The 14,285-nt window shown below is 46.6% G+C and carries 9 protein-coding genes, 3 rRNA genes and 1 riboswitch; of the genes, 10 read left to right on the top strand and 2 right to left on the bottom strand.

Annotated features, from left to right (window positions below):
- The first annotated feature begins 39 nt into the window (after nucleotides 1-39).
- The 8 genes from BCOA_RS33295 to BCOA_RS33255 all read left to right on the top strand — a co-directional run bounded on the left by BCOA_RS33295 (nucleotide 40) and on the right by BCOA_RS33255 (nucleotide 9,674).
- Complete coding sequence (locus BCOA_RS33295) at nucleotides 40-636, top strand: YkyB family protein (protein ID WP_013859340.1); 597 nt, start codon at nucleotides 40-42, stop codon at nucleotides 634-636.
- 117 nt (nucleotides 637-753) lie between these two features.
- Nucleotides 754-1,410, top strand: coding sequence for an MOSC domain-containing protein (locus tag BCOA_RS33290; RefSeq protein ID WP_014098320.1), 657 nt, complete (start codon nucleotides 754-756; stop codon nucleotides 1,408-1,410).
- A 403-nt stretch (nucleotides 1,411-1,813) separates the two neighbouring features.
- Nucleotides 1,814-3,367: ribosomal RNA gene (locus tag BCOA_RS33285) — 16S ribosomal RNA — on the top strand.
- A 165-nt stretch (nucleotides 3,368-3,532) separates the two neighbouring features.
- Nucleotides 3,533-6,465: ribosomal RNA gene (locus BCOA_RS33280) — 23S ribosomal RNA — on the top strand.
- A 239-nt stretch (nucleotides 6,466-6,704) separates the two neighbouring features.
- Nucleotides 6,705-6,820: ribosomal RNA gene (gene rrf, locus BCOA_RS33275) — 5S ribosomal RNA — on the top strand.
- Together the 16S, 23S and 5S rRNA genes form the textbook arrangement of a ribosomal RNA operon.
- Nucleotides 6,821-7,673: 853 nt before the next feature.
- Nucleotides 7,674-8,135: a GNAT family N-acetyltransferase gene (locus BCOA_RS33265; protein ID WP_013859342.1), complete on the top strand. Its 462-nt coding sequence runs from the start codon at nucleotides 7,674-7,676 to the stop codon at nucleotides 8,133-8,135.
- A gap of 41 nt (nucleotides 8,136-8,176) precedes the next feature.
- Nucleotides 8,177-8,428: a hypothetical protein gene (locus tag BCOA_RS33260; RefSeq protein ID WP_013859343.1), complete on the top strand. Its 252-nt coding sequence runs from the start codon at nucleotides 8,177-8,179 to the stop codon at nucleotides 8,426-8,428.
- A 19-nt stretch (nucleotides 8,429-8,447) separates the two neighbouring features.
- Nucleotides 8,448-9,674, top strand: coding sequence for a DUF6688 domain-containing protein (locus BCOA_RS33255; protein ID WP_014098318.1), 1,227 nt, complete (start codon nucleotides 8,448-8,450; stop codon nucleotides 9,672-9,674).
- Nucleotides 9,675-9,710: 36 nt separating this feature from the next.
- Here BCOA_RS33255 and BCOA_RS33250 read toward each other — a convergent pair whose 3' ends face one another.
- A complete protein-coding gene (locus BCOA_RS33250) occupies nucleotides 9,711-10,358 on the bottom strand; it encodes a TetR/AcrR family transcriptional regulator (protein ID WP_014098317.1) in 648 nt (215 codons plus the stop codon).
- Nucleotides 10,327-11,574, bottom strand: a complete 1,248-nt coding sequence (locus tag BCOA_RS33245) for an MFS transporter (protein WP_014098316.1) — start codon at nucleotides 11,572-11,574, stop codon at nucleotides 10,327-10,329. Before BCOA_RS33245 ends, BCOA_RS33250 begins: the two co-directional genes overlap by 32 nt.
- 411 nt (nucleotides 11,575-11,985) lie before the next feature.
- Nucleotides 11,986-12,097, top strand: a riboswitch (TPP riboswitch).
- Nucleotides 12,098-12,343: 246 nt separating this feature from the next.
- Here BCOA_RS33245 and BCOA_RS33240 point away from each other — a divergent pair.
- Nucleotides 12,344-13,108, top strand: a complete 765-nt coding sequence (locus BCOA_RS33240; protein WP_014098315.1) for an ABC transporter permease — start codon at nucleotides 12,344-12,346, stop codon at nucleotides 13,106-13,108.
- Nucleotides 13,109-13,119: 11 nt separating this feature from the next.
- Nucleotides 13,120-14,109: an ABC transporter substrate-binding protein gene (locus BCOA_RS33235; RefSeq protein ID WP_014098314.1), complete on the top strand. Its 990-nt coding sequence runs from the start codon at nucleotides 13,120-13,122 to the stop codon at nucleotides 14,107-14,109.
- Nucleotides 14,110-14,285: the final 176 nt, after the last annotated feature.

The raw sequence follows: 14,285 nt of genomic DNA, 5'->3' as shown, positions 1-14,285 counted from the left end.
GGCGCAGAGAATGGTTTATGCGAATAGGGGGGAGAGGCAGTGGAAAATTACAGAAAATGGGAGGATGTACCGGAAAATCTGAAAACAAAAACACAGCTGAAAGCATTAAAACGGAAGCCTGTCGGGGAACCAAAAGCGATGAAAATCGGCTATCGCGGAAAAAAATATCCTTTGTACGATATAAACGAAACACAGGTCGTGAAACAAAGACAAACGGACATATCCAAACTCGAAATGACGATTCATAACATCGCTGAATCTCTATATATTATCAACAAGTCAGCTAAAAAAAGCAGGGATACAAAAAAGATAAACTATTTTGACAGGAATTATGGTGTGGTCAACAGAGCAAAAACACGGCAATTAAAACTGTATGCATTAAAAGATGCCGTCCTCCGCAAGTTGCTTGATGAAAATAAGGCTGAAATGATCGGCTATCATACTCAGAATGGAAAGAAATTGCTGCTCATTCAACTGGAAGACTACACCTTTCATTTACCGGCAGAACAAGGACAGACGAAATGTTTGAAGCACCTTGGCGAAATTGCTATTATTCCGGCAGCGGCAACAAGGAAAGTTACGCTAAAATATAATGAAGCGGTAAAACTTTTAGAAACCTTCCTGCAAAAGGATTGAAAACAGCGATTCCGGAAAGCCGAACGGAAGACCCGCGGGATTTTCTTAAAATGTTTTTCAAAGTTTACGCAAATGATGGTAAAATTTAGATAGCAATTTGGGAAAGGAGCGAACGCGATGGCGGACGGTGTTGTTGTTTCGGTAAATACAGGCAAACCAAAGGCGCTTGCCTATAAACAGAAAGTGGTGCAGAGCGGCATTTTTAAAATACCGCAGGAGGGCCCGGTATATCTGGCAAAAGAAAATTTTGAAGGGGACAAGCAGGCGGACCTTGTTCATCATGGCGGAGCGGATAAAGCAGTCTGCGTATATGTTGGTGATCATTTTCCGGTATGGGGGAAGAAATTTAACCGAACTTTTGAGCCGGGGGCATTTGGCGAAAATATTACGCTCTCGGGATGGTCGGAAGCAGATATCCATATCGGTGATGTTTTTCAAATGGGGGAAGCGGTTGTGCAGGTATCACAGCCGCGGGAGCCTTGCTATAAAATTGCTGCGAAACACGGATTGGACAGTTTTCCTGCCGACATTGTTGAAACCGGTTGGTCCGGCTTCTATATGCGTGTGCTTGAGGAAGGCTTTGTCCGGAAAAATGACAGCTTTATCCTGCTTGAAAAAGGGGAAAAACAGCTTTCCATTCTGCATATCAATAAAATCAGATACCATGATAGAACAAATTTTGATGCGATAGAAGAAATTTTAAGTGTAAAGGCACTTGCCGGCGACTGGCAAAAAGCATTCCGAAAATTATGGATGAAAAAAGGGAATAGATAAAAGAAGCGGCAGCTGTGACAGTTTTCTCCAATGTAAACATACGAAGGAGTACTGCGGTTCCCTGAAAATGACCGGTACGTATGTAACTGAGGAAGTTCAATGCCGTTCCGCCATCTTAACTCGCAGCATAGATCCCTGTTTCTTCATTATATTATGGAGCAGGGATCTAAAAAAAGATGGAAAACATTACCTTGCTCTATCATATTGACTTAAGTTACGAATAAGTGATATGATATATGAGCTGGCCCGTTAGATAATTAAAAAACGGGTTTAAAAAAAGATGTTGACAGCGAATTGATATTTTGGTATAATAATTGAGTTGCTGTTAAGAACAGCAAAGATTGTTCCTTGAAAACTGGACAAAATGAAACGTCAAATTCTTTTTGAGCTTTTATCAAACATCTTTACTGAGAGTTTGATCCTGGCTCAGGACGAACGCTGGCGGCGTGCCTAATACATGCAAGTCGTGCGGACCTTTTAAGAGCTTGCTTTTAAAAGGTTAGCGGCGGACGGGTGAGTAACACGTGGGCAACCTGCCTGTAAGATCGGGATAACGCCGGGAAACCGGGGCTAATACCGGATAGTTTTTTCCTCCGCATGGAGGAAAAAGGAAAGACGGCTTCGGCTGTCACTTACAGATGGGCCCGCGGCGCATTAGCTTGTTGGTGGGGTAACGGCTCACCAAGGCAACGATGCGTAGCCGACCTGAGAGGGTGATCGGCCACATTGGGACTGAGACACGGCCCAAACTCCTACGGGAGGCAGCAGTAGGGAATCTTCCGCAATGGACGAAAGTCTGACGGAGCAACGCCGCGTGAGTGAAGAAGGCCTTCGGGTCGTAAAACTCTGTTGCCGGGGAAGAACAAGTGCCGTTCGAACAGGGCGGTGCCTTGACGGTACCCGGCCAGAAAGCCACGGCTAACTACGTGCCAGCAGCCGCGGTAATACGTAGGTGGCAAGCGTTGTCCGGAATTATTGGGCGTAAAGCGCGCGCAGGCGGCTTCTTAAGTCTGATGTGAAATCTTGCGGCTCAACCGCAAACGGTCATTGGAAACTGGGAGGCTTGAGTGCAGAAGAGGAGAGTGGAATTCCACGTGTAGCGGTGAAATGCGTAGAGATGTGGAGGAACACCAGTGGCGAAGGCGGCTCTCTGGTCTGTAACTGACGCTGAGGCGCGAAAGCGTGGGGAGCAAACAGGATTAGATACCCTGGTAGTCCACGCCGTAAACGATGAGTGCTAAGTGTTAGAGGGTTTCCGCCCTTTAGTGCTGCAGCTAACGCATTAAGCACTCCGCCTGGGGAGTACGGCCGCAAGGCTGAAACTCAAAGGAATTGACGGGGGCCCGCACAAGCGGTGGAGCATGTGGTTTAATTCGAAGCAACGCGAAGAACCTTACCAGGTCTTGACATCCTCTGACCTCCCTGGAGACAGGGCCTTCCCCTTCGGGGGACAGAGTGACAGGTGGTGCATGGTTGTCGTCAGCTCGTGTCGTGAGATGTTGGGTTAAGTCCCGCAACGAGCGCAACCCTTGACCTTAGTTGCCAGCATTCAGTTGGGCACTCTAAGGTGACTGCCGGTGACAAACCGGAGGAAGGTGGGGATGACGTCAAATCATCATGCCCCTTATGACCTGGGCTACACACGTGCTACAATGGATGGTACAAAGGGCTGCGAGACCGCGAGGTTAAGCCAATCCCAGAAAACCATTCCCAGTTCGGATTGCAGGCTGCAACCCGCCTGCATGAAGCCGGAATCGCTAGTAATCGCGGATCAGCATGCCGCGGTGAATACGTTCCCGGGCCTTGTACACACCGCCCGTCACACCACGAGAGTTTGTAACACCCGAAGTCGGTGAGGTAACCTTTACGGAGCCAGCCGCCGAAGGTGGGACAGATGATTGGGGTGAAGTCGTAACAAGGTAGCCGTATCGGAAGGTGCGGCTGGATCACCTCCTTTCTAAGGAATAAAAGGAAAACTTCGTTTTCCAAAATCAAGTTTGACGTTTCCGTTTTGTTCAGTTTTGAAGGTTCAATCCTTCAACATGTGTTCTTTGAAAACCGGATAGGAGAAACAAACCAAGTAAACCGAGAATCGCTTATTTTTGGATTTAAACCTTTTTATGGTTAAGTTAGAAAGGGCGCACGGTGAATGCCTTGGCACTAGGAGCCGATGAAGGACGGTACAAACACCGATATGCTCCGGGGAGCTGTACGTAAGCTTTGATCCGGAGATTTCCGAATGGGGAAACCCCCTGTCTTTAATCGGACAGGATTCCTGCCTGAATCCATAGGGCAGGAAGGGCACACCCGGGGAACTGAAACATCTCAGTACCCGGAGGAAGAGAAAGCAATTGCGATTTCCCAAGTAGCGGCGAGCGAACAGGAAACAGCCCAAACCGGAAGGCTTGCCTTCCGGGGTTGTAGGACACTCATATGGGAGTTACAAAAGAACGGGGTAAGTGAAGCGGCCTGGAAAGGCCTGCCGGAGAAGGTAAAAGCCCTGTAACTGAAACTTCGTTCTCTCCCGAGTGGATCCTGAGTACGGCGGGACACGAGGAATCCCGCCGGAATCCGGGAGGACCATCTCCCAAGGCTAAATACTCCCTAGTGACCGATAGTGAACCAGTACCGTGAGGGAAAGGTGAAAAGCACCCCGGGAGGGGAGTGAAAGAGATCCTGAAACCGTGTGCCTACAAGTAGTCAGAGCCCGTTAACGGGTGATGGCGTGCCTTTTGTAGAATGAACCGGCGAGTTACGGTCTCATGCAAGGTTAAGCTGAAGAAGCGGAGCCGCAGCGAAAGCGAGTCTGAACAGGGCGAAAGAGTATGAGGCCGCAGACCCGAAACCAGGTGATCTACCCATGTCCAGGGTGAAGGCAAGGTAACACTTGCTGGAGGCCCGAACCCACGCACGTTGAAAAGTGCGGGGATGAGGTGTGGGTAGCGGAGAAATTCCAATCGAACTTGGAGATAGCTGGTTCTCTCCGAAATAGCTTTAGGGCTAGCCTCAAGCGGAGAGTTTTGGAGGTAGAGCACTGTTTGGACGAGGGGCCCTCATCGGGTTACCGAATTCAGACAAACTCCGAATGCCAAAAACTTATGCTTGGGAGTCAGACTGTGAGTGATAAGATCCATGGTCGAAAGGGAAACAGCCCGGACCGCCAGCTAAGGTCCCAAAGTATACGTTAAGTGGAAAAGGATGTGGCGTTGCTTAGACAACCAGGATGTTGGCTTAGAAGCAGCCATCATTTAAAGAGTGCGTAATAGCTCACTGGTCGAGTGACGCTGCGCCGAAAATGTACCGGGGCTAAACGTATCACCGAAGCTGCGGATGGACACCGTATGGTGTCCGTGGTAGGAGAGCGTTCTAAGGGCGTTGAAGCCGGACCGGAAGGACCGGTGGAGCGCTTAGAAGTGAGAATGCCGGTATGAGTAGCGAAAGAAGGGTGAGAATCCCTTCCACCGAATGCCTAAGGTTTCCTGAGGAAGGCTCGTCCGCTCAGGGTTAGTCGGGGCCTAAGCCGAGGCCGAAAGGCGTAGGCGATGGACAACAGGTTGATATTCCTGTACCGCCTCTTCACCGTTTGAACGATGGGGGGACGCAGGAGGATAGGGCAAGCGCGACACTGGTTGATCGCGTCCAAGCAGTTAGGCCGGTGCGGAGGCAAATCCTTCGCGCCAAGGCGGAGCTGTGATGGCGAGGGAAATTTTAGTACCGAAGTTCCTGATTCCACACTGCCAAGAAAAGCCTCTAGTGAGGTGAAAGGCGCCCGTACCGCAAACCGACACAGGTAGGCGAGGAGAGAATCCTAAGGTGAGCGAGAGAACTCTCGTTAAGGAACTCGGCAAAATGACCCCGTAACTTCGGGAGAAGGGGTGCTTTTTGGGGTGTATGCCCCGGGAAGCCGCAGTGAATAGGCCCAGGCGACTGTTTAGCAAAAACACAGGTCTCTGCGAAGCCGCAAGGCGAAGTATAGGGGCTGACACCTGCCCGGTGCTGGAAGGTTAAGGAGAGGGGTTAGCCGTAAGGCGAAGCTCTGAACTGAAGCCCCAGTAAACGGCGGCCGTAACTATAACGGTCCTAAGGTAGCGAAATTCCTTGTCAGGTAAGTTCTGACCCGCACGAAAGGTGTAACGATCTGGGCACTGTCTCAACGAGAGACTCGGTGAAATTATAGTACCTGTGAAGATGCAGGTTACCCGCGACAGGACGGAAAGACCCCATGGAGCTTTACTGCAGCCTGATATTGAATTTTGGTACAGCTTGTACAGGATAGGTAGGAGCCTTGGAAACCGGAGCGCCAGCTTCGGCGGAGGCATCGGTGGGATACTACCCTGGCTGTATTGAAATTCTAACCCGCACCCCTTACCGGGGTGGGAGACAGTGTCAGGCAGGCAGTTTGACTGGGGCGGTCGCCTCCTAAAAGGTAACGGAGGCGCCCAAAGGTTCCCTCAGAATGGTTGGAAATCATTCGCAGAGTGTAAAGGCATAAGGGAGCTTGACTGCGAGACTTACAAGTCGGGCAGGGACGAAAGTCGGGCTTAGTGATCCGGTGGTTCCGCATGGAAGGGCCATCGCTCAACGGATAAAAGCTACCCTGGGGATAACAGGCTGATCTCCCCCAAGAGTCCACATCGACGGGGAGGTTTGGCACCTCGATGTCGGCTCATCGCATCCTGGGGCTGTAGTCGGTCCCAAGGGTTGGGCTGTTCGCCCATTAAAGCGGTACGCGAGCTGGGTTCAGAACGTCGTGAGACAGTTCGGTCCCTATCCGTCGCGGGCGCAGGAAATTTGAGAGGAGCTGTCCTTAGTACGAGAGGACCGGGATGGACGCACCGCTGGTGTACCAGTTGTCTTGCCAAAGGCATCGCTGGGTAGCTATGTGCGGAAGGGATAAGTGCTGAAAGCATCTAAGCATGAAGCCCCCCTCAAGATGAGATTTCCCACAGTTTATACTGGTAAGATCCCTGAAAGATGATCAGGTTGATAGGTCCGGGGTGGAAGCGCGGCGACGCGTGGAGCTGACGGATACTAATCGATCGAGGACTTAACCACGAAAAGCGGAAGCGCCTCGCTCATCGGCGTACGGATTTCGGAGCTTTCGACTGAGATAAAGGAAACACGGCGAGCCCCTAAAGGCGAGCCGATGTTGACTTATCGTAGGGAGAAAGCGTAGAAATACGCTAGCCGATAGGCGCTGGAGCTAGACAATTCTCAAAGTTAGAAACGCATTCTCCGTTTACAGTTTTTTCTCCCATCCGGTTTTCAGGGAACACATCCCAAAATTATACAGGTCCGGTGATGATGGCGGAAAGGTCACACCCGAACACATCCCGAACTCGGAAGTTAAGCTTTCCAGCGCTGATGGTAGTTGGGGGTCTCCCCCTGCGAGAGTAGGACGTTGCCGGGCCAAAGCAAACCGCAGATTACGATCTGCGGTTTTTTCATGCACTTTATAAATCCGGTAGTTGGTCTTCCTTTAAATGGAACGCTCACATCAAATGAAGTAGTTGTTCTTTTAAATGGCTGCAGTTATGATATCCGGAAAAACAGATCGGCTTCAGTTTCATGTACGTCATCAAACATTCCGGTTTCCTCCTTTAGTGTCCAAATAGATCATGTTTTCTAACAAGTTGAACTGAACCAAGCCGGCTGGATTATTTGTTTTTCGCCTTTTTAATTTTATGATCAATGACGGAAATTCCGGTAAACTCTATCAATAAAAGAAGAGGAATGACAAGACTGTTTACGGTTTTAAAATATAAAACTACGATAAGAAACAGGAATAAAATGGCAGCACTAAAAATATATCTCAATTTCAGGAAGCGAACGAACTGTTTATTGGGTATGTTATTCATATGATAGGATTCTTTTATAAAAAAGGAATCGATTTTAGACAGTTTCTTCGTTTTCATAAGAACGAGATACCGGTAAAGCAAAAAAAGTATAAGAATGATCATAGCAAAACCTAACACAGTATTTATCACTGTATCAAACATTTCGGAGCCCCCATTTCCGCATCCTTTACAGTCTCAACATAACATATTGCTTCAAAAATGACTATCCATAATTGACCGTTGATTCACGCTGAAAAAGTAAACGGACAATGTAAAAAAAGGAAATCCGCAGTTCTTGTGCTACAATAGATGACGATAAGAAAATAGAGAATTGTGCCAACCGATTGATAAATGGATTTCAGCTGCCGGGGCGAAAAGAAATGATAAAGGGCTGGCAAAGGAGGAAACAAGAGAGGAGGTTAATAAATGGATTTTATTCCCATTCAAGTTAGACAGCACCTCCAGTATATTCTCCCGTTCCGCAGGGATTCTTTTATCGTAAGCTTCGGAACGGATGCAAATTTCAATGCAAGAGAGTACCTTGAATGGCTTGAAATGCAGCAAGTACGATTTCCGGAAGGTTTTATGCTTGCGATTGAAAATGGCGTTCCAATTGGACAGCTTGAGGTGACACGTAAAGATTTTGAAGGTAAACCGATTGGCTATGTCAACTTGTACTATCTTATTCCGGAAAAACGTGGCTCGGGTCTTGGCGCTGAACTACATGCGTATGCGATGAGCGTTTTCAAAAAACATCAATTGGAGGAATACCATCTCAGAGTATCCCCGACAAATAAGCAAGCCATTTCGTTCTATGAGAAAATGGGAATGAAATGGCTAAAGCCCGAAATGGACGGGAAAGTGTTCCGGATGGCAGGAAAGGTTTAGAACATTAACGATAAAAGAAAAAGCGGACAGGAGAGGAGCAAATGCATATCCGTATTTTAAAGGAGTCTGATGCTGACGCATATCAGAAACATCGATTTATAAAGGCCATGTTTACGGCATGTTTGTCGCATGAACTTCGAGAGGAAAGGGAGTGGGGAGACACTTTAAAAAAACGCATAAGCATAGCGAAAGAAACCAAAGGCCTGGAAAAACAAATCAATTTAACTGTTGTTTTCGGAAATCCAATCGCAAAGAAACGCTACAAGGGCGCATTTTCAAAAGCATTCATTTAGCGTAGTAGGGGGGACTGCATTGAAAAACAACAGAGCGCCAATTGTAATCATAAGTTTAATTGCAGTTGTGCTTTTGTTCCTGGCAGCGGCATACGTTCTAGGATTTGGCTATCATATTCTATCCGTATTTTTTGTGTTTTTAGCCCTATTTGTTCTCTGTATTCCTGTGTATGTGATTGCCAGATTCCTATCCAGTTTTAAAAAGGGACCGCAAGCAGCCCCATCCATTAAAGTCAAAACAATGGATACGGTGAATGCAGTCATGCTTATTTGCCTGTTCATCGTGGGGTGTTATCTGAACGCTTATGGTGCAAGGGCAGGCGAACAGTTGCACGTTTATGAAATCGGAGGGCGGGCGGACGGCTATGCTTCATTGGCTCCTAATCATATCCTTTCAGCGATTGTGTTGGTTGTATTGGGCATGGTTGGGTTCCTGATATTGAATTTTTATGCCGGCCAGGTTTCACCGGTCATCTATGTCGTGAGCAGTACGATACTGGTTTTAAATATTGGGTTTGCTGCTGTTTATTTAACACATACGCTATTCTCAAAACTGGGGGATATGTATTCCGTCCGGGCATTTCAATATAGCTTATTTTGCCTTGCTTTACTGTATATCACCAAGTTAAAAGATTCACTGAATGAGTTTTCAATAAAAATGAGGAAAGAGACTATACAGTACAAGGGATTTCTTCTTTTACTCTTTAAAATTTCCGTACGGTATAGTAAAATGCCTCGATTGTGGGCGGTTTGTTTTTTTCCTGTTTTGCTTATTGTCCAAATGGTCCTCATATTATTTGGTCAGCGGCCGGACAGCTTTATCCGTTTGTTTTTAGATACAAGTTCTTTCACCTATTCCCGGATACCCGCTCCCCCTCCGGAAATGTTAAAGGGAGACGAACACTATTTATGTTCAGTGGCAGCGAGGGGTCACACAAAAGTCGTTAAACCGGTAAGGGCAGGGCTCCGACACGGCAAAAGAATTCCTGTGAACCGCCAGCTGCTCGTTGCGAATGCTTTCGAACATCTTCTTGAAGAATACATGCCGCGTATGCATCACTTCATCCGCTATATTTATGATAAATACGGTTATCCTCTCAGCATGCATATCCGTACAAAGTGGTCAGCGGACCTTGTCTATCTTTTCATGAAACCTTTGGAATGGTTTTTTCTGTTTATCTTATATACAGTGGATCAAAAACCGGAAAACAGGATTCAGATTCAATATAGCGAATTGCGTAAATAACGATCATCATCGTTTTATATCTGAACCCGGTTCGTATCAACCGGGTTCAATCTTGGTGTCCAAATGCCAGTCTGCATTTTCATCGGGACGCAAAGCCTGAATTAAGTATAAATTTAACGCCTCAAGCTGTCCGCCTACTGCCACTCTTTCTGGTTCTTCCACTTGAGCCATTAAAATCAGGCCGTCCCATATGTTCACCATAAAATTGACAATCGTTTCAAGCGGCTGTACCGGATGAAATTCACCCTGTTTTACGCCCTCTTCCAGAAGCGCTAAAAAGCTTTTCATGGCCCGGGTATACCTTTTTTGGAAAAATGCCTTTCTTTCCGGATTGCGCCACCTGGTGACAGAGTATTCATACATTACGATCCCGTAAGGATTTGGCAAACTTTGGCAAACCACTTTCTGATAGGCTTGAATGGCATCCCATATTTTTTCGTGGCTGCCTGCCAGGTCTTGAATATACGTATAAAATGAATCGTCATTTTTTTCAATAACCGCCTGCATGATTTCTTCTGTGTTGGAAAAATACTGATACAGATTTCCTCTGCTAATGCCGGCTTCTTTTACGATATCCTGCATGGTAACAGGTTCATAGCCTTTTCGTTCAAACACCCGCTTCGCAGCATCCAATATATGATTTTTTCTTTCTTCAAGATGTTGTTTTGATACCCTCGGCGACATGAATTTCCTTCCTTTCTGCTTTTTTCATTGCGATTGCGGAAACGGCAGCAAGCAGGCAAGTGGTTCCGCCAGAGATCAGGAATGCGAGACGGACGCCAAACCACTCTGAAAGCGAGCCTCCAAGTAATATGCCAACAAGCACAGCGAGTGTAGAAAGGCTGTTGATGGTACCGAACACTCTTCCGGTATGCGTTTCAGGCGTTTTCTTTTGGACGAGCACATCGAAAGGAATGGCAGCCATTGTAAAAGAAAAACCCATCAGAAAAAAGACGCAAGGGTAAACGGCTTCAATGATGCCGATCGGCCAGCCGGTACCCGTACTTACCATGATACAACCCAAACCAAGTATGGCGGGGCTGATTTTTAAAGTGATTAATTTCTCCCCTAACTTTATTTTCGTAAACAGCACGGAAGCAGTAAGCATGCCAAAACCGCTTGCCGCAATACACCAGCTCGCAAAATGGACCGTTGCGTTCTTGATATCCCTTATTAATATCATGGCCTGGGAATCAGAAATTTGCAAGGCCAGTATCATGGTACAAAAAACGATCAGACCCATTTTTAACACGGGAAAACCGGAGAGAAAGCGAAATCCTTCAGTTAGCGCGACCTTTTCCCGATGTTCTAGATCACTTTTTACCGGGCTCTGTAATGTTGGCGCCTTGATTCCAAACAGCAGGAGGGCGGAGAGGAAGAAAGAAATGGCATCAAGATAAAAAGCGCCTTTGATTCCGGTCAGGCTGATCAATGCGCCGCCTGCTACCGGCCCGATGATTTTGGCGCTGTTATTGATCATCTCGCTTGTGCCGATTGCCGCCTGTATTTGGTTTTCACCAACAACTTGGCGAAGCAGGCCGCTTTCTGCAGGGGTGAAGACGGCTGAGAAAAAGCCCAAAAAAAATAGAAAGATATAAACTTGCCAAAGCGAAACGGAAAAAGCAATCCCGAGCACACAACCGCAGCGGGCGAAATCCGAGAAGCTCATCAGCACTTTACGGTTAAACCGGTCTGCCAGCCAGCCGGCAGGGGATCCAAATAAAATTGACGGCAGCACCATGCATAATGTAATGCCTGCCATTGCAATCGGGTCAGCGTGCCACTTAAATGCCACTAATGCAAACAATGCAACAAGATGCAGCCAGTCGCCAAGATTTGAAACGGTTTGCGCACTGATTAAGAATAGAAAGGAATGATTTTTAAAAAGCGAATGCTTCATTATGCTCCTCCTTAAATGACACATGTGTCGTTTTTATAATTATAAGCGACATTTGTGTCATTTAACAAGACTATTTTCATCTTTTTCATAAAATTGGTTTTTTTGTGAGCATACAAGCACGAGAAGAGGGGGCGATGTGGTTGTTTCCGTCAGCACTTGCAACCGCAGCCGCTGTCGTATAAATATCTGAATGGCTATCTATTCAGTTTACGATGACGGAATGAAGCGTTAAATGAGCTTATATATCGTGAATAAGAGGCAAATCATGATGATTAAAAGTTTTTTTGCTTTTTTTCCCGGGTTTTTTGGTAAAAACAGGAGCCCTGACTATCGAACCAATTACCATAGAAAAAAGCCTGCACCACTTTACACAAGCAAATAGAAAGCCTATAATAGAAAAAAGTGAATATTTCAGACTACTAGGGGTGCCCGGATTGGCGGGCTGAGAGAAAAACAGTTGGTTTTTCAACCCTTTGGACCTGATCCGGATCATGCCGGCGTAGGAAAGTAGGGATTTGTGAAAATTTTCTTGCTTATTAAAGTCAGGTCTTTTACAGGCCTGGCTTTTTTCTGTTGGAAGGGAGGGAAAATAGCTGCTTTTAGGGCGGTAACCGGAAAAACCCCGTCAATGACGACGGGCAGGAAGAAATAAAAACAAAAAGTAGGTGGAAGATTGCTATAGCAGGAAAAAATTCAAATGGTTGAACGGGCTTTGGAACGGTTTGCAGCTTATACATATTGGAAGTTTGGATGAAAGGAGGTTTCCTAAATGAAGTGGCGAAAATGGCTGGGGGATTACGGACTTTTTTGCGTTACGATGCTAGTCTTGATAGCCATCTGGCAGTGGGTCATACAGAAAGGGATGATCCCGTCTTTCATTTTGCCGTCCCCTTCCCAAATCTATGTATCTTTCATGGAAAATCACAGGCAACTAATAAATGTGCATTTGCCTGCGACAGTGGAGGAAGTCGGCATCGGTTTTCTTTTATCCGTTGCGGGCGGAGTGATGATCGGTGTCATCATGTATGTTTCCAAAACGGCTGAAAAAATCTTTTATCCGTTTCTTGTTATTTCGCAAACGATCCCGCTTGTCGCCGTATCACCTGTTTTTATGATGTGGTTCGGTTATTCAGTTTGGAGCAAGGTAGCGATCATTGTGTTAACGGCTATCTTTCCGATTGTAATCAGCACTTTTGACGGATTAAAAACCGTTGATCCCGCCTATTTGAATTTGTTTCGGACAATGGGCGCCAGCCGCTGGGATATTTTTCGAAAACTTTCTGTCCCGATGGCCCTTCCCCAATTTTTATCCGGCTTGAAATTATCGGTTGTATATTGTGTCAGCGGGGCAGCGATCGGGGAGTGGCTTGGCGCAACTGCGGGGCTTGGATTTTTTAGCAAGCGAATGTCCGGATATTTGCAGTCGGACGCAGTTTTTTCGGCCGTTTTTCTTTTGGCTGCGTTCGGCATGGGATTATTTTTGCTTATTTATGGGATGGAAAAAGGCTTATTGAAAAACAGAACAAAAATTTAGGGGGATTTTCAATGAAAAAACGATGGATAATGGCCGCTGTGCTCGCATGTTTCCTAGGTGCCTGCAGCAATCATTCGCAGCAAGCAACGAAACATGTGCAAAAAGTAACGATCATGCTGGATTGGTATCCAAATGCGGTTCATTCTTTTCTTTATGTAGCCCAGGAAAAAGGCTATTTTAAAGCGCAGGGCCTTGATGTCAGCATCAAAATGCCTTCTGACACAAATGACCCGTTAAAACTTGCGGCTGCGAATCGAATTGATATTGCATTAAGTTATCAACCCCAAGTGTTAATCGCGCGCGATGAGAAGATTCCGGTCCAATCTTTTGGCACCGTCGTCCGCCATACGCTGAACCGTGTGATGGTGCCGGCTTCAAGCGGCATCCGCTCACCGAAAGACCTGGCGGGCAAAACGGTCGGCTACTCTTCCATTCCGCTGGAAGAAGCAGCCGTGCGGACAATGGTCAAAGCAGACGGGGGCGATCCGGACAAGGTGAAAACAGTGGATGTTGGCTATGATTTAATCCCTGCTCTGACAGCCCGTAAAACTGATGCGATCGTCGGCGGTTTTGTTAATCATGAACAGCTGCTGCTGGAAAAGGAGGGCGTACCCGTTAGAGCGTTCAATCCGGCAAAATACGGCGTTCCGGATTATGAAGAACTCGTTTTCATCGCAAACGAAAATAAGCTGAAACAGCAGCCAGACATTTTTAAAAAATTTCTTGCTGCTGCCGAAAAAGGCCAGCAATATGTCAAAAAACATCCGGAAAAGGCGCTTGCCATTTTGTTAAAACATGAAGATGCCTCCTCACCGCTGGATAAAAATGTGGAAACGAAGAGCCTGCACATTTTACTGCCGAAGATGGACGAGAAAAATAAAACTATTGCCGATCAGGACCCAAAAAAATGGCAAGACGTTTCGGATTGGCTGTACCAGGCAAAAATCACAAAAACACATGTCAATCCCGAAAAGGCTTTTGTCAACTTAGAAAATCAATAAGAAACCAAAATGACCGGAAGTGAAGACAACATTTACTTCCGGTAGCGTTTGAATACGAGGAATCCGGGTGAATGGGGCGGTAAATGTTGGCGTTTGTTAACAACTTCCGGATCTATTCCCGAATTTCAAGCACCGCTCCTTCCTGTAAGAATTCGAAAAAAACCGCAGCTGTATGG

The organism is Heyndrickxia coagulans 36D1, assembly GCF_000169195.2.
GTDB classification, from domain to species: Bacteria; Bacillota; Bacilli; order Bacillales; family Bacillaceae_C; genus Weizmannia; species Weizmannia faecalis.
Note: the sequence above shows the minus strand (reverse complement) of the source record. Positions and strands in the feature narration are given on the sequence as shown.

Bases quoted from the DNA above. Each gene is read 5' to 3' on its own strand.
- BCOA_RS33290 (WP_014098320.1), top strand. From the start codon at position 754: ATGGCGGACGGTGTTGTTGTTTCGGTAAATACAGGCAAACCAAAGGCG.
- BCOA_RS33240 (WP_014098315.1), top strand. From the start codon at position 12,344: ATGAAGTGGCGAAAATGGCTGGGGGATTACGGACTTTTTTGCGTTACG.
- BCOA_RS33235 (WP_014098314.1), top strand. From the start codon at position 13,120: ATGAAAAAACGATGGATAATGGCCGCTGTGCTCGCATGTTTCCTAGGT.
- BCOA_RS33260 (WP_013859343.1), top strand. From the start codon at position 8,177: ATGCATATCCGTATTTTAAAGGAGTCTGATGCTGACGCATATCAGAAA.
- BCOA_RS33245 (WP_014098316.1), bottom strand. From the start codon at position 11,574: ATGAAGCATTCGCTTTTTAAAAATCATTCCTTTCTATTCTTAATCAGT.
- BCOA_RS33250 (WP_014098317.1), bottom strand. From the start codon at position 10,358: ATGTCGCCGAGGGTATCAAAACAACATCTTGAAGAAAGAAAAAATCAT.
- BCOA_RS33265 (WP_013859342.1), top strand. From the start codon at position 7,674: ATGGATTTTATTCCCATTCAAGTTAGACAGCACCTCCAGTATATTCTC.